The 20,510-nt window shown below is 66.9% G+C and carries 20 protein-coding genes; 17 read left to right on the plus strand and 3 right to left on the minus strand.

Annotated features, from left to right (window positions below; translation table 11 throughout):
• The first annotated feature begins 59 nt into the window (after positions 1–59).
• From A5651_RS20370 to A5651_RS20390, 5 genes are all read left to right on the plus strand, one after another.
• Positions 60–1,007: a ribokinase gene (locus A5651_RS20370; RefSeq protein ID WP_231988761.1), complete on the plus strand. Its 948-nt coding sequence runs from the start codon at positions 60–62 to the stop codon at positions 1,005–1,007.
• Entirely contained in the window at positions 1,007–2,410 is a 1,404-nt protein-coding gene (locus tag A5651_RS20375) for a TIR domain-containing protein (protein WP_066985131.1), read from the plus strand. The genes A5651_RS20370 and A5651_RS20375 overlap by 1 nt, the downstream gene beginning before the upstream one ends.
• Positions 2,407–3,363 carry a 1-phosphofructokinase family hexose kinase gene (locus A5651_RS20380; RefSeq protein WP_066985134.1) on the plus strand — a complete coding sequence of 319 codons (957 nt, stop codon included), beginning with the start codon at positions 2,407–2,409 and terminating at the stop codon, positions 3,361–3,363. Before A5651_RS20375 ends, A5651_RS20380 begins: the two co-directional genes overlap by 4 nt.
• A gap of 35 nt (positions 3,364–3,398) precedes the next feature.
• Positions 3,399–5,108 (plus strand): putative PEP-binding protein, encoded by a 1,710-nt coding sequence (locus A5651_RS20385; protein ID WP_066985137.1) that lies wholly within the window; start codon positions 3,399–3,401, stop codon positions 5,106–5,108.
• Positions 5,109–5,231: 123 nt separating this feature from the next.
• Positions 5,232–6,203, plus strand: coding sequence for a pirin family protein (locus A5651_RS20390; RefSeq protein ID WP_066985139.1), 972 nt, complete (start codon positions 5,232–5,234; stop codon positions 6,201–6,203).
• Positions 6,204–6,207: 4 nt separating this feature from the next.
• Here the strand turns inward: A5651_RS20390 and A5651_RS20395 are convergent, their stop codons facing one another.
• Together A5651_RS20395 and A5651_RS20400 are read right to left on the minus strand one after the other, a co-directional pair.
• Complete coding sequence (locus A5651_RS20395) at positions 6,208–8,367, minus strand: FUSC family protein (RefSeq protein WP_066985142.1); 2,160 nt, start codon at positions 8,365–8,367, stop codon at positions 6,208–6,210.
• Positions 8,360–8,926: a TetR/AcrR family transcriptional regulator gene (locus A5651_RS20400; protein ID WP_066985145.1), complete on the minus strand. Its 567-nt coding sequence runs from the start codon at positions 8,924–8,926 to the stop codon at positions 8,360–8,362. The genes A5651_RS20395 and A5651_RS20400 overlap by 8 nt, the downstream gene beginning before the upstream one ends.
• Positions 8,927–9,098: 172 nt before the next feature.
• Between A5651_RS20400 and A5651_RS20405 the strand changes: the two genes are divergently transcribed.
• The 11 genes from A5651_RS20405 (at position 9,099) to A5651_RS20455 (ending at position 18,166) form a co-directional block, all read left to right on the plus strand.
• Complete coding sequence (locus A5651_RS20405) at positions 9,099–9,734, plus strand: TetR/AcrR family transcriptional regulator (protein ID WP_066985148.1); 636 nt, start codon at positions 9,099–9,101, stop codon at positions 9,732–9,734.
• Positions 9,735–9,824: 90 nt separating this feature from the next.
• Positions 9,825–10,784, plus strand: coding sequence for a class I SAM-dependent methyltransferase (locus A5651_RS20410; RefSeq protein WP_066985150.1), 960 nt, complete (start codon positions 9,825–9,827; stop codon positions 10,782–10,784).
• Complete coding sequence (locus A5651_RS20415; protein WP_066985153.1) at positions 10,781–11,713, plus strand: class I SAM-dependent methyltransferase; 933 nt, start codon at positions 10,781–10,783, stop codon at positions 11,711–11,713. Before A5651_RS20410 ends, A5651_RS20415 begins: the two co-directional genes overlap by 4 nt.
• A gap of 93 nt (positions 11,714–11,806) precedes the next feature.
• Positions 11,807–13,225 carry an aldehyde dehydrogenase family protein gene (locus A5651_RS20420; RefSeq protein WP_066985155.1) on the plus strand — a complete coding sequence of 473 codons (1,419 nt, stop codon included), beginning with the start codon at positions 11,807–11,809 and terminating at the stop codon, positions 13,223–13,225.
• A gap of 12 nt (positions 13,226–13,237) precedes the next feature.
• Positions 13,238–14,104: an SDR family oxidoreductase gene (locus tag A5651_RS20425; RefSeq protein WP_066985158.1), complete on the plus strand. Its 867-nt coding sequence runs from the start codon at positions 13,238–13,240 to the stop codon at positions 14,102–14,104.
• Positions 14,105–14,114: 10 nt separating this feature from the next.
• A complete protein-coding gene (locus A5651_RS20430) occupies positions 14,115–15,077 on the plus strand; it encodes an NADPH:quinone oxidoreductase family protein (RefSeq protein WP_066985161.1) in 963 nt (320 codons plus the stop codon).
• 28 nt (positions 15,078–15,105) lie between these two features.
• A complete protein-coding gene (locus tag A5651_RS20435) occupies positions 15,106–15,840 on the plus strand; it encodes a haloacid dehalogenase type II (RefSeq protein WP_066985164.1) in 735 nt (244 codons plus the stop codon).
• Entirely contained in the window at positions 15,833–16,582 is a 750-nt protein-coding gene (locus A5651_RS20440; protein WP_156663086.1) for a methyltransferase domain-containing protein, read from the plus strand. Before A5651_RS20435 ends, A5651_RS20440 begins: the two co-directional genes overlap by 8 nt.
• Before the next feature lie 16 nt (positions 16,583–16,598).
• Positions 16,599–17,084 carry a DUF456 domain-containing protein gene (locus tag A5651_RS20445; protein ID WP_066985169.1) on the plus strand — a complete coding sequence of 162 codons (486 nt, stop codon included), beginning with the start codon at positions 16,599–16,601 and terminating at the stop codon, positions 17,082–17,084.
• A gap of 89 nt (positions 17,085–17,173) precedes the next feature.
• The gene (locus A5651_RS20450) at positions 17,174–17,614 is read left to right on the plus strand and encodes a cellulose-binding domain-containing protein (protein ID WP_066985172.1); all 441 of its coding nucleotides are present in this window, start codon (positions 17,174–17,176) and stop codon (positions 17,612–17,614) included.
• Positions 17,615–17,776: 162 nt separating this feature from the next.
• The gene (locus A5651_RS20455; RefSeq protein ID WP_156663087.1) at positions 17,777–18,166 is read left to right on the plus strand and encodes a hypothetical protein; all 390 of its coding nucleotides are present in this window, start codon (positions 17,777–17,779) and stop codon (positions 18,164–18,166) included.
• A gap of 96 nt (positions 18,167–18,262) precedes the next feature.
• On the opposite strand, the gene A5651_RS20460 is transcribed toward A5651_RS20455, so the two are convergent.
• Complete coding sequence (locus A5651_RS20460; protein WP_066985178.1) at positions 18,263–19,234, minus strand: aldo/keto reductase; 972 nt, start codon at positions 19,232–19,234, stop codon at positions 18,263–18,265.
• 71 nt (positions 19,235–19,305) lie between these two features.
• Between A5651_RS20460 and A5651_RS20465 the strand changes: the two genes are divergently transcribed.
• Complete coding sequence (locus A5651_RS20465; protein WP_066985180.1) at positions 19,306–20,469, plus strand: LLM class flavin-dependent oxidoreductase; 1,164 nt, start codon at positions 19,306–19,308, stop codon at positions 20,467–20,469.
• Positions 20,470–20,510: the final 41 nt, after the last annotated feature.

The raw sequence follows: 20,510 nt of genomic DNA on the forward strand, positions 1-20,510 counted from the left end.
GTGCTCGGTTGGGACCCCATCCCCGCAAATATGTTGCGAGGCGGCTGATGGCGGGTTCGGTGCGGTCGCCCATGCGTGTGGTGGTCCTCGGCAGTTTGGTCTTCGACATGACGGTGAACGTCGAGCGTGTTCCGCGAACACATGAGACCGTGCTCGCGTCCGGCCTGACAATCAGCGGCGGGGGCAAGGGGCTGTGCCAAGCCGTTGCTGCCCGCCGACTCGGGGCCGACGTCGATTTGATCGGCCGTCTGGGCGCGGATGTTTTCGGCGATTTCCTGCTCGACATCATCGACGCCGAAGGCATCCAACGGCATGCCGTCCAGCTCGACCCCGTTGGGACCCACATCGGGATCCCGATCATCACCCTCGACGGAAACAACCGCATCATCGGCGTTCCCCGAGCGAGCGGCAATGTGAGCGCCGCTGACGTCGATGCGGCACGCTCGGCGCTGGCGCGCTGCGAAGTCCTGCTTCTGCAGGGGGAAACGCCGCTTGCCGCGTGTCACCGCGCGCTCGAATTGATCGCCGAAAACACCGTGGTCGTATGGAATCCGGCACCGGCTACGTTCGCGTTGAAGGACATGCTCGGCGGGGTGCTCGGCACAAAAGTCACCTGGTTGACGCCGAATGAGACCGAGGCGACCACGCTCACCGGACTGGAGGTGGTCGACCCCGACTCGGCGCTCGCCGCGGCAAGAATGATCCAGGACACCTACCGTCACGTGGGTGTCGTCGTGACGCTGGGTGATCGCGGTTCGGTCGCCGTCGAGAAAACCGGCACAGTCGTGGTGGAACCGCCGTTCGCGGTGGACGCCACGGACCCGACCGCCGCCGGCGACACCTTCTCGGCCGCGTTCGGGGTCGCCTTGGCGCGTTCCACGGACGTCGACGGTGCCCTCACTTTTGCCAGTGCGGCCGGCGCGCTGACCGCAACGCGCCTCGGCGCGGTGTTGAGCATTCCCCATATTGAAGAGGTGTCTTCCTTGATCGAAACGCGGAAACGATGATGGCCGGCCATCTTTTCCTGTCCTACTCGACCCAGGACCGCGATGTGGCCGAGCTCGTGCGCGCGACGCTGGAACGCCATGGTCGACGGGTCTGGATGGCGCCCAGAGATGTCCCACCGGGAATGAGCTACCCCGAGGCGATCATCGGGGCCATCCGGGACAGCGATAGCGCGGTCCTGATACTCAGTGCGAGTTCCAACCAGTCGCCGCACGTGCTCAGGGAAGTGGAGCGGCTGTCCAACGATACGAAGCGGATCTTCGTGATCCGCATCGAACCTGTCCAGCTGTCGGACGGTCTTGCTTATTTCGCGAGCATGATTCAGTGGGTCGAGGCGTCGCGGGAGCAACTGCAACGGGACCCGGTCGGCGCACTGCGGTCGATCCTGGAACCGGCGCACGGGGGCGGAGGCGGTCCGGCCGCACCACCACGGCCGGGCACGGTGTCCCCGTTCGGCGTGGCGGCGTCACTCACGGTGGACCCGCCGCCGACCAGCTTCTCGGCCCTGGCTGAGGCGCAGAGGCGAATGCTGACGACATTTGGTGTCGCCGTCCTCGACTTCATCTGTCAGCGCCCCGACCCCGCCGCTCCAATCCGGCGGCGTGACCTGCTGGCAGAGCTGGTCAGAGCTGCGCCCACTGTTTTCGAGGGCCTGACGAACCGCCAATTCGAATCGCTTCTGCACGATGCGAAGCTCAACGGGTGCGTGCCCGGATTGCTCGAAAACGAAGACGGCGTCTACGTAATCGAGGAGAACATCTCCGTCAAACTCGAGCGGAACACACTGGCCAAGAACTTGATCGCACGGCACGCGGCGCGACTGGTCAGGTCGGGAATGGTTGTTGCCGTGGACGGCGGGTCGACGACCCTGCCGATCGTGCAGAACCTTCTCGCCGCGGTGGAGGTCGGTGACCTGGACGAAATCGTCATCATCACCAACTCGTTGACCAATGCCCAGGCGGTCAGTGAATTCATGTCGGACCAGGGATGGACCGACGAAACGGCGCTGGTGAGCCTGTACCTCGCCGGTGGTTATGTACGTCCCAACACTCACGCAACGACGTGGGGCGAATGGGTGGAGCGCGAGACGAATGAACTACTCGAAGAGCTCGAACGCGAACAACGCACAGTGGATATTGCGTTCGTCGGAGGCAACGGTTTCGACTTGGCTTCGGGGGTCACCATGGGGACCAGCGCCGAGCTCGGGTTCAAACGCTTTGCACTGGAATACGCTACGGAGCCCTACATCGTCGCCGACAGCTCCAAAGCAGGTATCACCCTGCAGGTATCGATTGCGGGATGGGATGACCGCTTCACCCTTTTGACCAACGTGCTTCCCCATACAGTGGTACCGCGCCTCGAAGAGTTGGTGCTGGCGGGACGAATAATCGAGGTCCGGGAGTGACGGTGCGGACCCTCACGCTGAGTCCCGGCTTCGACCACGATGTGGTGGTCGATCGAATCGACCCGGGCTGTGTCGGTGCGGTACTTCAGTGGAAGACCCACGCCAGCGGAAAGGGTCTGAACGTCTCGCGCACCATCCGTGCCCTCGGCGGTGACACGGTCGCATACGCAGTGGTCGGTGACTCCGAGGCGGCGGCGTTCACTGCGCTCGCCGAACGCGACGGCTACGCAGTGAGCAGCGTCGTCATCGAGCAACCGATGCGCAACAATCTGACGCTGAGGGTAGGTGACCACGGCGCCACGGCGGGTCATGCCGCCGGTCGAAGGTTCAGCGACGTCCCCGAGCAGGCTGTACGTGATCTGTTCGACCGGCTGCTCGCCGACATTTCGCCCGGCGACGTGGTGTCGTTCAACGGGTCGCTGCCCGACAATTCTCGGCCGACGGTGTGGGCTGAACGAGCCGGCGAGATTCACGCCAGAGGCGCGCTTCTCTTCGCCGATGTGCAGGGAGAGGCAATGCTTCGCCTGCTCGAGACCCGACTCGTCGTTGCCGCCAAACCGAACCATGACGAATCGCGTGCGCTCTCCGAGCCCGGCGAAGGCCGACAGCCGCTCGATGATGCGCTGGCCGCGATTCGCCGCATGCACTCCCTTGGCGTCGCCGATCCCATCGTGACCCTCGGCGCGATGGGCGCCCTACACGTCGACGGCGATCTCATCGTCCGTTCGGAGTGCCCGTGCGATGCTTCGCGCATCGAGGTCGGAGCGGGTGACGCGTTCGTCGCCGGCTATTGCGCCGGGGTCGATGTAGTGGCGTGGCAGGGGTGTCGCCCCGTGGCACTGGGTCTGGCCACCGCGTCTGCACACGTCGACGGGTTCGACGGTGACGACCTGGCCTCGCGCGTCGAGGGGCGGCTGGCGCGGATTGTCACCGAAGTGCTTGAGCCGCTCTAGAGGTCTTCCGCGCAGGTAATTTGTAGCCTGCTTCGGTGACCTACGTTCCCCCCGACGGCACGCCCCCCACTGGCACCGTGCTGCACGGGGTGCCGGTCGTCGCCGGCGTCGCGTACGGTCCGGTGATCCGGCCCGGCCGCCTGCCGGTGCTCGACAATGTCGATGCAGCGCCGGAGGTAGAGGAGGAAGACCGGTCCGCCGAGGCCGCCCGCTTCGCCGCGGCCGTCACAGCGGTGGCCGCCCGCATGCGTGACCGTGCCGCCCACGCGACCGGTGCGGCGGCAGAGGTGTTGGCCGCCACGGCCGCGCTGGCGCAGGACCGGGCCTGGCTCGGCGCCGCCGAAACGCTCATCAACGCAGGCGCTCCCGCCCCGCGGGCCGTGGTCGCGGCTGTCGACCAGTTTGTCGATCTCTTCACCCAGCTCGGCGGCCTGATGGCCGAACGTGTGACCGATCTGCGCGACATCCGCGACCGGGTCATCGCCGAGCTCAGCGGACTGCCGGAACCCGGCGCGCCGCTGCCCGACGTCCCGTCCGTACTGCTGGCCGACGACCTCGCACCCGTCGAGACCGCGGGCCTGGACCCGGCCCGCATCGTTGCGCTGGCCACCACCGTGGGCGGGCCCACCAGCCACACCGCGATCATCGCCCGCCAGCTGGGCCTGCCCTGCGTGGTGGCCGTCGAGGGGCTCGACGCGGTCGGTGTCGGGGCGATGGTGCTTGTCGACGGCACCCAGGGCACTGTCACCGTCGCGCCCGACCCGGCCGTGGCGTCCGCGGCGATCGAATTGTCCCGGCGCGAGGCGGCACTGGCCACGCGGTGGACCGGTCCCGGCGCGACCGCCGACGGTCACCGCGTCGCGGTGCTCGCCAACGTCGCGGACGGCGCCGCCGCCCGACGCGCGCGCGAGACGCCGGCCGAGGGTGTCGGTCTGTTCCGCACCGAGCTCTGCTTCCTCAACCGCGACACCGAGCCCGGTGTCGAGGAGCAGGCGCAGATCTACGGCGAGGTGCTCGAGGTGTTCTCCGGGCACAGGGTCGTCATCAGGACGCTGGACGTCGGATCGGACAAGCCGCTGAAGTTCGCCGGCCCCTCGCCTGACCGGCACCAGGAGGCCAACCCGGCGCTGGGCGTGCGGGGCATCCGGATCGCGGAGGAAAATCCGGGGTTGCTGGAGCGTCAGCTCGACGCGATCGCCGCCGCGGCCGAGCGGGCCGGTACGGCGCCGTGGGTGATGGCGCCGATGATCGCCACCGCCGACGAAGCGGAAAGCTTTGCGGCACAGGTGCGTTCGCGAGGGCTGACGCCGGGCGTGATGGTCGAGGTGCCTGCCGCCGCGCTGCTGGCAGACCGGATCGGAGAACACGTCGACTTCCTGTCGATCGGCACCAACGACCTGGCCCAGTACACGATGGCCGCCGATCGCATGTCGGCCGATCTTGCGCCGCTCACCGACCCCTGGCAGCCCGCCGTGCTCACCCTCGTCGCGATGGTGGCTCGGGCGGGGGCCGCGGCAGGGAAACCGGTCGGCGTATGCGGCGAGGCCGCCGCCGACCCGCTGCTGGCGTGCGTGCTGGTCGGGCTCGGGGTGACGTCGCTGTCTGCGGCGGCCGTGGCGGTCACCGGCGTCGGCGCCAAGCTGGCGCAGGTGACGCTGCAACACTGCCGCGATGCGGCCGCCGCGGTGCTGGCCACCGCAAGCGCGGCCGAGGCCCGTGCCACCGCCATGACGGTGCTGGGCTGATTTCTTTCCGCGAGCAGACGCAAACGCACGCAAAACGCCGGTGAGTCGCATGCATACGCGTCTGCTCGCGGGAGGAAACACTCCCCCCGGAATTAATCGGACTACGGTCCGGTTCTACGTCGTATGCCTGCTATCACCGCCGACACATTGACATTGCCACGGCTTTCAGCGCCGACGGCAGCCGACACCGAGCGCCCCGTTCGCTCGATCACCACCGGCCCCCGTGGCTACGAGGGCGAGGGCTTCCCCGTCGTGCGCGCGTTCGCCGGCGTGAGCGCCGCGGATCTCGACCCGTTCGTCCACATGGACCAGATGGGCGAGGTGGAATACCAGCCCGGTGAACCGAGGGGCACGGACTGGCATCCGCACCGCGGCTTCGAAACCGTCACCTACATGATCGATGGCCGCTTCGCCCATCAGGACAGTCACGGTGGCGGCGGGCTGATCACCGACGGCGCCACGCAATGGATGACCGCCGGTTCGGGCATCCTGCACATTGAGACGCCGCCCGCCGAACTCGTTGAAAGCGGCGGCATGTTCCACGGCATCCAGCTGTGGGTGAACCTGCCGCGCAAGGACAAGTTCGCCACGCCGCGGTACCAGGCGATCGAGGGCGGCGAAGTAAAGCTGCTGTCGTCGGACGACGGTGGCGCGCTGGTACGCGTCATCGCCGGTGAGGTCGACGGGCAGGGCGGACCAGGATTGACGCATACACCGATAACCCTGTCGCACAGCACAATCGAGCCCGGCGCACAGTTGAGCCTGCCGTGGAACCGCGACTTCAACGCGCTGGTCTATGTGCTGTCGGGCCGAGGCGCCGTCGGACCCGTCGGACACCCGATCCACCAGGGCCAGCTCGCCGTGTTCGGCCCCGGTGACCGCATCACCATCGCCGCCGCGCCGACACAGGAGTCGCGCAGGCCCACACTTGATGTGTTGATTCTCGGTGGCAAGCCGATCCGCGAACCGGTCGTCGCCTACGGCCCGTTCGTGATGAACAACAAGGCCGAACTGATCCAGGCACTCGAGGACTACAACGCGGGCAAGTTCGGCGCCATCCCGCCGAATGCGTTGATGCCGCACCGGATTGGGTGATCGGTCAGTGGTGGGCCGCCAGGTCCACCGGGTGCGGGTACACCAGCTCCAGCTCGCCGATCGCGGCCGCCGCCGTCACCAACGGCATCGCGGCCGCGACGGCCATTGCGTCGCCGGTGGATTCGGCCCGCAAAGCGACCACGAACTCGTCGCCGATCGGCGTCCAATCCTCTCCTGTGCCAAGCTCGCCCGACAGCCGTTCGCGGATCGCGGCGGTGTGCGCCTCGATAACTTCCCGCAGCTGCGGATATGTGCCCAGCGGCGGCGGTGTCGGGATGTCGGTGATCAGGTCTGCGGCTGCGCGCACCCGGATCGCCCTGTTGAAGGCGCGCACGATCGGGCCGCGGAAGTCGGTGTTCCCCCCGCTCTCGGAAAGGTATTGGCGCACAGCGTCATCCGCGACCCGCGAAGCGCCGATCGCGTCGTGGCTCATGGCTGCCAGCGTGTCGGCCATGTGCTCGTCTTCGCCTCGGGTGATGCGCAGCACCGCCGCCTCGAGGTAGCGCGCGAAGACGTTGCGGGCCGACTCGACGGCGGCCTCGGCCGAGGCGGTGGCACCGCGCGGCCACAGCAGCAGCGACACCACCACGCCCACCAGCGCGCCGACCATAACGTCCTCGACGCGAACAAGGCCGACACTCCATCCGGTCGGCACGATCAGGTTGAAGAAGATCAGCACCATCATCGTGAACGCGGCCTGGCCCGCGGTGAACGAGGCAACCTCGGGCACGAACGCCGACCCGAACACCACCACGGGCATCAGGATCCACAACACCGCGGGGTCGACCCCGACGACGCTGATCAGCAGCGCACCGAGAGCGAACCCGATCGCGGTGCCCACCACGGCCCGCAGCGTCTTGGTACCGGTGGTGAGCGCGCTGCTGCGCAGCACCGACATGGCGCCGAGGACAACCCAGAATCCATGCTCGACCGGAAACAGATGGGTGACCGCGACCGCGACCGCGAGCCCCAGACCGGTGCGCAGCGCGTTGCGTACTGCGACCGCCCGGCCGGTCAGAAAGCCCGACGTCGTGACGGTCACCGCCGCCGTCGCCGGAATCAGCCGGTCCGTCGCTGTTGTCGCCGGCAGCCCCATACCGAGCGCCCTGGCCCACACCGGTCGGGCGTCGGCCGCCGCGGCCGCCGCGATCACGCGGCCCGTAGCCCCGATGGTCGCCGCGATGGTCCGACGGCTCAGCAGTTCGCGACCCACGGCGGCCGCGGAGGCGTCGTCGGGCGCGCCGAGGATCGCCTCGACGTCCTCGCGGTAGCGGCCGCGCGCCACCGACCGCAGCTGGATCAGCGCGGCTTCGAGGTCGCCGCGTTGTTCCGTGCGGTCGGCGACGCGGCTTTCCCGCAGCACGGCCGCCGAGCAGCGCAGCACCCGCACACCCGGCGCCTGCATGTCCCGCAACCCTGGGCTGGCCTCGTCGGTGACCCGCTCGGCCAGCCATTCCAGGTCTTCGACCACCCGCACCAGGGCCCGGCTGCCCGCCGAGAGCCCCACCGGACGGAAGTCCGCGCCAAGGAAGTTCTCGCGCAGTGCCAGCATCGCCGCGGCAACCTCCTCGCGGGTCGCGGTGCCCTCCAGCCGGTCGGCCAACGCAGTGACCGCGCTCGCGGCATGCCGGCGCAGCTCGCCGTGGTGGCGCGGGGGAAGGAAGAACAGAGCGGCGGGCACGCAGACGGCGAGTGCCACCGCCCAGCCCAGCAGCCGCTCTGAGATCGGACCGACCGGCGTGCAGGCCGGCAGCACGAACGTCAGCAATGTCGGGCGCTGGCCCGCCGCGATCGTCTCGCTGAGCACACCGGAGAACGTCACCGCCACACCCAGTACGAACATCGCGCCGACCGACAGCCAGGCGTGCGGGGCCACGAGCGTGCCAAGTGTGATGAGCACTGCGCCGTTGAGCCCAAGGCCCGCATACGCCGCCGCCCGCGTCTGGGTGTTGCCGGGGAAGTCGGCCAGCACCATCAGCGCAAACGAGCCGAAGATAGTGAACAACGGCGCCTGCGAACCGCCCGCCACCGCGAAGCACACCGCCGCCGCCAGCGGCACCACCACCGCGGCGCGCAGCGCCCGTCGGAAAGCATCGAGCTCGGGATCACGCTCCCGGATGCGTGCCCGCACGCGGCGCGCAAGTCCGGTGGGCCCGTCAGTCATCCGTAGGGACGGAGGCGAATCGGCCGCTGTCGAGTGCCTCGGTGAGCTGCCTGGCGATCCACGCCAGCGCGGCAGTATCCCGCGGCAGCGTGGCCTGCTCGTGCCCGATCAACAGGTACACGGCCCACCGCGCAAACATCTGCGCCTGGTGGTGGTTGTCCAGGATCTCCATCGCCGCGGAGAACATGACGTCGAAGCGTTGCTGGTCGACCCGCTGCTGGATGTCGTACACGTCGGGGTCGATCGAACTCCACGCCCGGATCGCGGCCTCGGCGCCGTGCGGGAGCTCCAGGCCCGCCTGGATCAGGCTGTCGATGCGGCGGCGCGGGTCGGTTTCGGATTTGAGGAATTCGATGATCAGAACCGTTCGCTCTTTCATCCAGTTCTCGACGAGTTCCCGGGTGTAGGCCTGCCAGCCGGAGAAGTAGTGATAAAAGGATCCGGTCGTGACGCCGAGGCGGTTGCATACCTCGGCCAGCTTAAGCCCGCCGTAGCCGAGGTCGGACAGCACGTCGAGGCCGGTTTCGAAATACGCCTCACGTGACACGACGCCCGCCATGGGACGGAACCCTAGCCGCTGCGGCCCTTTGCGGAGCGCGGTCTGAGGCATCTGACTTACCTATGCGTCGACCCCGCAGGGTTGCGGCGCGGATATTCGTAAGTTTGCTGACCCGACATTCGAGTTGGGTGTTCGACGAAGTCTGGCGATGACGTGTGGCAAGATATTGACTATGCCGCATACGGCGAGCCGGGGCCCGGGACGCCCGCCAGCAGCGAAGGCTGCCGAAACACGTGAGCGCATTCTGCGTGCCGCGCGGGAAGTGTTCAGCGAACTCGGCTACGACGCGGCCACTTTTCAGGCGATCGCGATCCGCGCCGATCTGACGCGCCCCGCCATTAACCACTATTTCGCCAGCAAACGGTTGCTGTACCGAGAAGTAGTGGAACAGACCAACGCGATGGTGTTCAGCGCGGGCATGGAGAAGGCGCAGTCGCAGCCCACCTTGCTCGGTCGGCTGTCAGCGTTCTTCTCCGCGGCCATGCAGGCCGACAGCGAGGACCGTTCGGCTGCAGCATTTCTCGTGACGTCGGTGCTGGAGGGGCAGCGGCATCCCGAGCTGCGCAGCGACGACCAGGACCCCATGCGCAATTCGCGGGCGTTCGTGTCGTGGGCGGTCAACGACGCCATCCAGAAAAGTGAGCTGACCACCGACACCGACGTCCCGCAATTGGTCGAGATGCTCGTAGCGGTGATCTGGGGCATGGGCTTCTATGCCGGCTATGTCGGTTCGCACCAAGAGCTCGAGACGATCGTGGACACGCTCGAGTTGCTGCTGGCCAACAAGCTTTGGAAGTTAGCCGAGTAACACTCCCTGGCAATTTGCTGTATGACCTGGGGTGATGTGTGCCACATATGCATATAGATTAGCTAAGTTATTCGGTACATTGCTCAGGACATGACTGATCTGCATGAAGCCCCCTCCGCCCGTACCAACGACGACACCTGGGACATCACCGAAAGTGTCGGCGCAACCGCGCTGGGAGTTGCCGCTGCACGCGCAGTCGAGACTGCCCGCGACGATGCCCTGATCCGCGACGAGTTCGCTTACCTCCTTGTCTCCGCCGCAGGCCCGCAGTGGGCCCAGATGGCCAGCGCCGATCCGCACTGGGTGGCCGAGGACGAGGAGTTCCGCCGGCTGCACGAGATGTCGCGCGACTACCAGGCCGTGCGCACCCACTACTTCGATGAGTTCTTCGCCACCGCGATGCGGGCAGGCATCCGCCAGGTCGTCATCCTGGCCGCGGGTTTGGACTCCCGCGCTTACCGATTGCAGTGGCCGGCCGGCACCACCGTCTTCGAGATCGACCAGCCCAAGGTTCTGGAGTACAAGACCAGGACGCTGAACGCACACGGCGCCCAGCCGCGGGCGCGGCGCGTTCCGGTCGCCGTCGATCTTCGCAACGACTGGCCCGCGGCGTTGACGGCCGCCGGATTCGACGCCGCCCAGCCGACGGCCTGGCTTGCCGAGGGACTTTTGCCATATCTGCCCGCCGATGCGCAGGACCGACTTTTCGAACTCGTCACCACTCACAGCGTCCCCGGCAGCCGGATCGCGGTCGAGGCGTTCAGCATGGACCTGACCGACCAGGCCGAGCAGGACCGCATGGCGCGCCGGGAACGCACCGCCCGGATGCGAGAGTTGTCGGGCATCGACATCGACGTGGACACTCTGACCTACACCGACGCCGACCGGGCCGACGCTGCACGCTGGCTGGCTGAGCACGGGTGGCGCGTCGACGCGGTCCCGAGCGAGGACGAAATGACGCGGCTGGGCAGGCCGGTGCCCGACTACGAAGCCGAAGAGATTGCATCCAGCACGCTGCTGCTTGCAGAACTAGCCGAGGAGACGCGATGAGCTCACTGCGCACCCACGACGACACTTGGGACATCGCCACCAGCGTCGGCACCACGGCCGTGATGGTCGCCGCGGCGCGGGCCGCCGAGACCGAGCAGGACAACCCGCTGATCACCGACCCCTACGCGCAGATGTTGGTGGCTGACTCGGGTACCGGGATGTGGACGACCATGCTCGACGAGGCCGTCGTCGAGAAGGCCGTGGCCATCGACCCAGAGGTCGGCGCGATCTTCCAACACATGCGTAACTACCAGGCGGTGCGCACGCACTTCTTCGACGCACACTTCGCGCGCGCAACCGGAGCGGGCATCCGGCAGATCGTGATCCTGGCCTCGGGGCTGGATTCACGGGCCTACCGCATCGATTGGCCGGAGAACACCACAGTCTTCGAGATCGACCAGCCCAAGGTGCTCGAGTACAAGGCCGCAACGCTGGCCGCCAACGGCGTGCAACCGCGGGCCGAGCTGCACCGGGTGCCGGTGGATCTGCGCAATGACTGGCCGGCAGCGTTGCGCGCCAATGGTTTTGATCCCAGCCAGCCCACCGCGTGGCTCGCCGAAGGGCTGCTGATGTATCTGCCCGCCGACGCTCAGGACCGGCTGTTTTCGTTGATCACCGAGCTGAGTGCCCCCGGCAGCCGCATCGCGGCCGAGGCCGTGGGCGTGCGCTCCGAGGAGCGGCGAGCGCAGATGCAGGCGCGGTTCGACAGGATCGCCGACGAGCTCGGCATCGTGCGCGAGTTCGACGTGCAGGAGTTGATGTACAACGACCCGGACCGGGCCAACGTCGCCGAGTGGCTGAATACGCACGGGTGGCGCGCCACCGCGATCACCTCACAGGACGAGATGTGCCGCCTCGGTCGCTACGTCGAGCTGGCCGACGCCGAGGACGACGCGTTCGCCACCTTCACCACCGCCGAGAGGCTGTGACGGGCCCTTCTAGCGAGCCCAGCTGATCTGGTTAGGATCGGGGCAAACGGGGAGCAGCGATCAACGCGCCTCGGGTCAGGAAGGACACCCGTCATGACCACCGATTCGATTCCTCAGCCCGCGCCCGCAGTGCCCGCCCCCACCGCGCCCGACATTCCGGCGACCGTCGCGCGGCTGCGCAGAACCTTCGCCTCCGGCCGCACCCGCAGCATCGATTGGCGTAAGCAGCAGTTGCTGGCCATCGAGAAGATGATGGTCGAGAACGAGCCGGCCATCGCCGCCGCGCTGGAACAGGATCTCGGCCGCAACAAGTTCGAGGCCTGGCTGGCCGATATCGCCAGCACCGCAGGGGAGGCGAAGGACGCCGCGAAGAACGTCAAGAAATGGACCCGCAGGCGCTACCGCCTGCTGGAGATGTCGCAGCTGCCCGGTCGCGGCTGGGTCGAATATGAGCCGTACGGCACCGTGCTGGTCATCGGGGCGTGGAACTTCCCGTTCGTCTTGACCCTGGGACCGGCGGTCGGCGCTATCGCCGCGGGCAACACCGTCGTCCTCAAGCCCTCCGAGGTCTGCCCGGCTTCGTCGGCGCTGATGGCCGAACTCGTGCCCCGCTACCTCGACAACGACGCGGTCGCCGTCATCGAAGGCGACGGCTCGGTGAGTCAGGAGCTCATCGCACAGGGCTTCGACCACATCTGCTTCACCGGAGGCACCGAGATCGGCCGGAAGGTCTACGAGGGCGCCGCGCCGCACCTCACCCCGGTGACGCTGGAGCTGGGCGGCAAGAGCCCGGTGATCGTGGCCGCCGACGCCGACGTCGACGTCGCCGCCAAGCGGATCGCCTGGACCAAGCTGATCAACTCCGGCCAGATCTGCATCGCACCGGATTATGTGCTGGCCGACGCCAAGATCCGTGACGAGTTGGTCGACAAGATCAAAGACGCCATCACGACATTCGAAGCGCAAAACCCAAGCGGTAAAAGGATAGTCAACGAGCGGCACTTCGAGCGGCTGACCTCGGCATTGGCCGCGACCAAGGGAACGATCGCCGTCGGCGGCGGCTCGGATGAGTCGTCGATCTCCATCCAGCCGACGGTGGTGGTCGACCCCGATCCCGCCGAGCCGCTGATGACCGACGAAATCTTCGGTCCGATCCTGCCGATCGTGACGGTGGAAAACATCGACGACGCAATCGGTTTCGTCAACTCGCGGCCGAAGCCGCTGGCGGCATACCTGTTCACCAAGGCCAAGAACATCCGTGAACGCGTTATCAAGGATGTCTCCGCGGGCGGCATGGTGATCAACCATCTGCTGTTCCATTTCGCGACCAACAAGCTGCCGTTCGGTGGTGTCGGACCGTCGGGAATGGGCGCCTACCACGGCAAGTTCGGGTTCGAGCAGTTCAGTCACAAAAAGACCGTGATGACCAAGCCGACCCGACCCGACGTCGGAGCGTTCATCTACCCCCCGTATACAGAGAAGGCTTTGAAGCTCGCCAAACGTCTGTTCTAGAAAGGAACGTCAGTGCCAGGAGTGCAGGATCGCGTCATCGTCGTCACCGGAGCGGGCGGCGGGCTCGGCCGCGAATACGCCCTGACCCTCGCCAGGGAGGGCGCCAGCGTCGTCGTCAACGACCTCGGTGGCGCACGTGACGGGACCGGCGCCGGCCACAACATGGCCGACGAGGTGGTCAAGGAGATCCGCGACGCCGGTGGCCGCGCGGTGGCCAACTATGACAGCGTCGCCGAGACAGAGGGCGCGGAGAACATCATCAAGACCGCGCTCGACGAGTTCGGCAAGGTCGACGGCGTGATCAGCAACGCGGGCATCCTGCGCGACGGCACGTTCCACAAGATGGAGTTCGCCAACTGGGACGCGGTGTTGAAGGTGCACCTGTACGGCGGCTACAACGTGATCCGCGCCGCCTGGCCGCACTTCCGCGAGCAAAGCTACGGCCGCGTCGTCGTCGCCACCTCGACCAGCGGGCTGTTCGGCAACTTCGGCCAGGCCAATTACGGTGCCGCCAAATTGGGTCTGGTCGGCCTGATCAACACGCTGGCGCAAGAGGGCGCGAAGTACAACATCAAGACCAACGCCGTGGCACCGATCGCCGCCACCCGGATGACGCAGGACATCCTGCCGCCCGAGGTGTTCGAAAAGCTCACGCCGGAGTACGTGGCACCGGTGGTGGCCTATCTCGTCAGCGAGGAAAACCAGGAGAGCGCAGCGGTTTTCATTGTCGGCGGCGGCAAAGTACAACGGGCAGCGCTGTTCCAGAACGAAGGCGTGACGTTCAAAGACGGGGTGCCGTCGGTCGACGACATCGCCGCCAAGTGGGGCGAGATCACCGATCTGTCCGCCGCGCAGCGGGCCACGTTCAGCCTGGGCTGATCACGCCTACATGAAAGCGCTTGTCGCGCGGGAGCTTTCCGGGCCGGCAGGGCTGGACTTCGCTGATGTCCCCGATGTCGGCGGCGACGACGCGATCGTCGTCGACGTCGGAGCAGCCGGTGTGAGCTTTCCAGACCTGCTGCTTCTGCGCGGTGAGTACCAAATGCGGCTGGAGCCGCCGTTCATCCCGGGCATGGAGGTCGCCGGGGTGGTGCGGTCGGCACCGTATGAGTCCGAATTCAAACCGGGCCAACGGGTGACGGCGTTGTCGATGCTGGGTGGGTGGGCCGAACGGGTTGTCGTGCCGGCATCGAACCTCACCGCGACACCGGACGAACTCGACGACGCCGAGGCCGTCGCGCTGCTCGGCAACTACCAGACCATGTATTTCGCGCTGGCCAAACGCGGCGCGCTGCGACCGGGTGAGACGGTGCTCGTGTTGGGGTCCGCCGGTGGGGTCGGTACCGCAGCGATCCAGATCGCAAAGGCGTTGGGCGCCAAGGTCATCGCAATGGTGCATCGTCGGCAGGCGCTCGAGTTCGTCGAGTCGCTGGGGCCAGACGTGGTGCTACCGCTGGCCGATGGCTGGTTGCAGACGGTGAAGGACCACACCGACGGCCGCGGCGTCGACCTGGTCGTCGACCCGATCGGCGGCGAGGCGTTCGACGATGCGGTCCGCGCGCTTGACACCGAAGGCCGGCTGCTGGTGATCGGCTTTGCAGCAGGCGGCATTCCGACCGTGAAGGTCAACCGGCTGCTGCTCCGCAATATCAGCGTGGTCGGTGTCGGCTACGGCGAATACGTCAACCGCAAGCCGGGATCGCAGTCGGTGTTCGAATTCGGTGTCGGCCAGCTGGTCAAGGCAGGGCTGCGGCCACCGCGGCCGCAGCGATATCCGCTCGCCGAGGGCGCCGCCGCGCTGCAGAGCCTCGCCGACGGCAGGGTTCTGGGCAAGGTGGTGCTGGTGCCGTGATGAGCGCTTGCGCGAAGAACCAACGACGATGAGCCTGAAAGCGTTGGCGTTCGACGTATTCGGAACGGTCGTCGATTGGCGTTCGAGCATCATTCGCGAGCTGACGGACTTCGGCCGCGCGCACGGTCTCGACGCGGACTGGGCGGCCATGGCCGACGAGTGGCGGCGCGGGTATGCCCCGGCGATGGAGCGGGTGCGGCGGGGTGATCTGCCGTGGACCCGCATCGACGACCTGCACCGGATGATCCTCGACGAGCTGCTCGCGAAAGCCGGGATCACCGGGCTGGCCGAGGCGGATGTCGAGCACCTCAACCGGGCCTGGCACCGGCTCGATCCGTGGCCGGACAGCGTCGCGGGCCTGACGCGGCTCAAGGAGCGATTCGTCATCACCACGCTGTCGAACGGCAACGTGTCGCTGCTGACCAACATGGCCAAACGTGCAAGGCTGCCGTGGGATTGCGTGCTCTCCGCCGAACTGTTTCACCACTACAAGCCCGACCGCGAGGCCTACCTCGGCTGCGCCGACCTCCTCGGCGTGCGGCCCGATGAGCTGATGCTGGTCGCCGCCCATCCCTTCGACCTGCGTGCCGCGGGCGGCGCCGGGCTCAAGACAGCCTACGTCGCACGGCCGCTGGAGTACGGCCCGAATCAGCGGCAGCACAGGTTCGATGACGACGAATTCGACGTCACGGCAACGGATTTGCTCGATCTCGCCGGGAAGTTGGGCTGCGCAGAACTCGGCGTAGCGTGGAGGGGTGACTGATCAAATGACCACCGACGTGCCGCCTGCACTGCGCCGGGCACTGGACCTGCTCGCTTATCCGCCAGCCGAACCAGACGTCAGCTCGGGCTACCTCGACCTGCTCGGTGCCTTGCCCGAGGCGGATGTCGCGCCCTCGAAGAACACGGGTCTGATCCAGGCGGCGTGGGCGTCGGAGCTGGGCTCGCTGTTTTATGACAACGCGCAGGCTTTCGCGCGCAAGGTCGTCAGCGCCTGGCAGTTGCCGATCGACTGGCTGAGCATTCCCTCCGGCGGCACCATCCTTGACGTGGGCAGCGGGCCCGGCAACATCACCGCATCGCTGGCCCGCGCGGCAGGCCCCGACGGTTTGGCACTCGGAGTGGACATCTCCGAGCCAATGCTGGCCCGCGCGGTGCGCGCCGCGGCAGCGCCCAACGTGGGCTTCCTCCGCGCGGACGCGCAGCAGCTGCCCTTCCGCGACAAGACGTTCGACGCGGCCGTCTCGCTGGCGGTGCTGCAGCTGATCCCGAACCCGACGACGACGGTGGCCGAGATCGCGCGGGTGCTCAAAGCCGGCGGCCGTGTGGCGGTCATGGTGCCGACCGCGGGCCGCGGTGGGGAGCTGCTGCGCTGGCTGCCCAACGGCGGCGCGCACTTCTTCGACGAGGACGAGCTAGGCGACGCGTTCGAGGAGGTCGGGTTCGTCAGCGTGCGGACCAAGACGCTGGGCAACATCCAGTGGGTGCGCGGCAAGAAGGCATGACCCCGATGAGCGCGCTGTGAACACGGGTGAAATCGTCCTCGTCGCGCTGGCCATCGCCGTCGGGATCATCGGCATCATCGTGCCGCTGCTGCCAGGAATTCTGCTGGTGTACGCGGCGATCGCGGTGTGGGCGGTGGCCGAGCACAACGTCGCCTCGTGGGTGACGCTCGGTGTGGTCACCGTGCTGATCGCCGCGACCACTCTGATCAAGTACACGTGGCCGATGAAGCGCATGCGTTCCGCCGACGTCGGTACCACCACCCTGCTGGCGGGGGCGGTGCTGGGCATCATCGGGTTTTTCGTGATCCCGGTGCTGGGGCTCGTCATCGGGTTCGTGCTCGGCGTGTATCTGGCCGAGCTGGCGCGCCGCCGCGATCAGCGGATCGCCTGGACGTCAACGAAGCATGCGGTGAAGGGAGTCGCGCTGTCGGTCGGCGTCGAGTTGGCCGGCGCGCTTCTGGCGACTATGGCATGGGCGTTCGGTGTGTACGTAACCCAATGAGCCAAGTTTGGCTCAGGATGATTTCGATTGAGCAAAGGTACGGCAGCTGAGCCGCGCTGCACGCCGTCGTTCTCGTCTCTGTGACCTTAATGTTGGCCACTGTGGCCGCATTGAGAAACTGCCTGAAGCACCGGCGCACAGTGCTTCACGTAATCGTGGCCGCATTGATGGTCGCCGTCCTCGGCCTCGCGATAACCCCCGTATCGTACGCGGCTGCGGCCACGGCGCGGTTGATGGTGACGTCAACGTGGCAGACCGGTTTCATCGCGCGCTTCGCCATCACCAACTCGAGCTTGGTGCCGCTGACCGATTGGCGGCTTGAATTCGACTTGCCCGTAGGAGAATCCGTCTCGCACACGTGGAGCAGCACGGTGACTCGGTTCGGTACACACTATGTTCTCTCCCCCGCGAATTGGAACCGCATCATCGCACCCGGTGGTTCGGCGACAGGCGGCATGAGAGGCGTGCTGTCCGGCTCCTACTCACCGCCGACGAACTGTGTGCTCAACGGGCAGTACCCGTGCTCGTAAGTCGGCGGGGATGCCTGCTGACGTCGCCGCATCATTGCGCGTGAGCCTCCACCCACCGCGGGGCGCGCTCCCGACAGGTCCGCAATTGATAGGGAAACACCCGATTTCTTTCACTCCATGTATCGCCCAGAGTTGCTGCATGGAACTGGAAAGGAACCGAACATGCGCAAACAGATAACGACGGCGTTTATGGCATCGGCCGCGGCCGTGGTGGTGCCCATGTCCCTGCTCAGCGCGGGGACCGCGCACGCCGACACCCGCATCAAAGACGTGGCGAAGGGCCCGGTCGGGGTCATTGTCACCATCCAGAATCTTTCCAAGGAGCCGGGTTGGTGCACCTACAGTGCGACGCCGGTGGATTCCGTGCTCCTGCCCTACCATTCGCTGCCCTTTCATCTCGGCGGTCTCGGGACGCCCGAAGGCAACTCATCGTTCAATCTGGTGATTCCCGGCCTGGCGACTGGGACCGGTTGGATCCCGGCCGTGGCGTGTGACAACGGCGTAAGCCAACAGACGCACTGGGAAGGCGAGCCCGCCCCGATCGTCTACTGATCGCCATCGATCGCACCGGAGTTCCCTGGCAGCCGACAGATGTCAGCTCGAAATCACTCGCGCAACTCCGGGTGCGCCCGGCATGTCGTTGAAAGTTCAGCGGCGGCCCAGCTTCTCACGCAGAGTGTCGAGAAGCGAACGACCGCTCGACACCGGCCGAAATGCGCGGGCGGCTTCGGTCAGCGCGTCGCGCGCGTCAGCTGAGAGCTCGATGTCGGCTGCGGCGACATTGAATTCGAGCTGTTCGACACTGGACGCTCCCGGAATGGCGACGACGCCGGGCAGGCTCAACAGCCAGGCGAGCGCCACCTGCGCCGGCTTGGCATCGACCGCTGAGGCGATGTCGCGCAACGTCTGCAGCAGCGGCTCGACACGACGTAGATTCTCGGTGCCGAACAGCGGGTTGACCGCGCGGACACCCCCAGGTCTATTGTCGGGCCCGTACTTACCGCCCAGAAGTCCTTGTGCCAGTGGGCTGTACGCGATCACGATGCGATTCTCGCGCTCGGCGAAGGGGACGAGGTCGTTGAGCGCCTGCGGGTGGGCCAGCGAGAAGTGCACCTGGTTGCTGATGACCGGTTGCCCCAGAGCGGCGTCGGCCTTCTGCCATCGCGCCAGCGAGTAGTTCGACACACCGACGGCTCCGATGACGCCGTCGTCGAGCAGGCTGCGCATGCCCGGCATGATCACCGAATCACCGAAGACGGGGTTGGCCTGGTGGATTTGGTAGAGCGGAATCCTGTTCAACCGCAGCCGCCGCGCGCTGGCGTGTGCGCGTTGCCTGATCACCGGCGGCAACGGCGCAACCGGGAAGACTTTGCTGGCGACCACCATCTCGTCGCGCTGGTCGCCGAGGGCGTCGGCGAGGATGCGCTCGCTTTTACCCAACCCGTAGATCTCGGCGGTATCGAACAGCGTCACGCCCAGCGCACAGGCCCGCTTCACGATGTCGCGCGCTGCCCCCGATGCGTAGCTGTTCCCGTAGCCCCATTCGCGCGAGCCGAACTGCCAGGTGCCCAGGCCGATCCGGCTGACTCGTCCGAGTCCGGCGACGTCGAGGTATCTCATGTCCGCTCCTTCGCGTTGCGAGGTCTACGTAACCAGTAACACGGCACCGCTGACGTGGCTAGGTTCTAGGGATGGCCAAGCTCCGCTTCGGATATTTCATCGCCCCGTTCCACCGCGCCGGCACCAACCCCACCCTGGCATTGCAGCGAGATCTGGAATTCGTCGAGCACCTCGACCGGGTCGGCTTCGACGAGGTGTGGATCGGTGAGCATCACTCGGCGGGCAGCGAGATCATCAGCTCGCCGGAGGTCTTCATCGCCGCCGCCGCCGAGCGGGCCAAGCGGATCCGCTTCGGCACCGGCGTCATCTCCCTGCCCTATCACAACCCGCTGTGGGTGGCCGATCGGTTGATGCTGCTCGACCACCTCACCCACGGGCGGATCATCGGCGGGGTCGGACCGGGCTCGCTGCCCACCGACTCGTCGATGATCGGCCTGACCCCGACCGACACCCGTGAACTGCTGGAGACCAACCTCGACATCCTCGTGCGGCTCCTGGCGGGCGAGACCGTCAGCGCCAAAACCGCGACCCACGAACTGCACGACGCGCAGCTGCAGCTCGCGCCGTACTCCGACGACGGCATCCCGCTGTCGGTCGCCGCTGTGGCCTCACCCACCGGCGCCCGGCTGGCGGGTAAACACGGCATCGGCCTGCTGTCGATCGGCGCCACGCTGATCGTCGAGGGCTTCGACGCGCTCGCGCACCACTGGGGCATCGCGCAGGAACGTGCGGCGGCCTTCGGCACCACCGTCGACCGCAAGAACTGGTCGCTGGTCTGTCCCATGCACATCGCCGAAACCGAGGAGCAGGCCCGCGCCGACGTCCGCTTCGGCATCGAGCCGTGGTTCCGGTACTTCCAGAAGGTCGCGGCCTTCCCACAGATGACCATGCCCGGCGACCAGATCGACGAGATGATCGGCATCATCAACGACGCGGGCGCCGGTGTGATCGGCACGCCGGACACCGCCAGGGCGCAGGTGCAACGGCTGTGGGACCAGTCCGGAGGGTTCGGCTGCATGCTGCAGATGGGTCACGAGTGGGCCAACCCGGCGGCGACGCGACGATCAGCCGAACTCTTTGCCGCAGAGGTCATTCCGCACTTTCAAGGACAGGCGCAACCGACACTCGCCGCGGCCGCCCGCGCCAGCGGGGTACGCGAAGACCTCGCCAAGAAAGCGATGAGCGCCATCGACCACATGACGAAGAAGTACGAGACGGAGAAGGCCGGCGGGTGACGATCTAGCGGCGTAGCCGCGTTGAGGAGGCCGCCCAAAAG

Origin of the sequence: Mycobacterium sp. 1274761.0 (assembly GCF_001668615.1) — a bacterium.
GTDB lineage: Bacteria > Actinomycetota > Actinomycetes > Mycobacteriales > Mycobacteriaceae > Mycobacterium.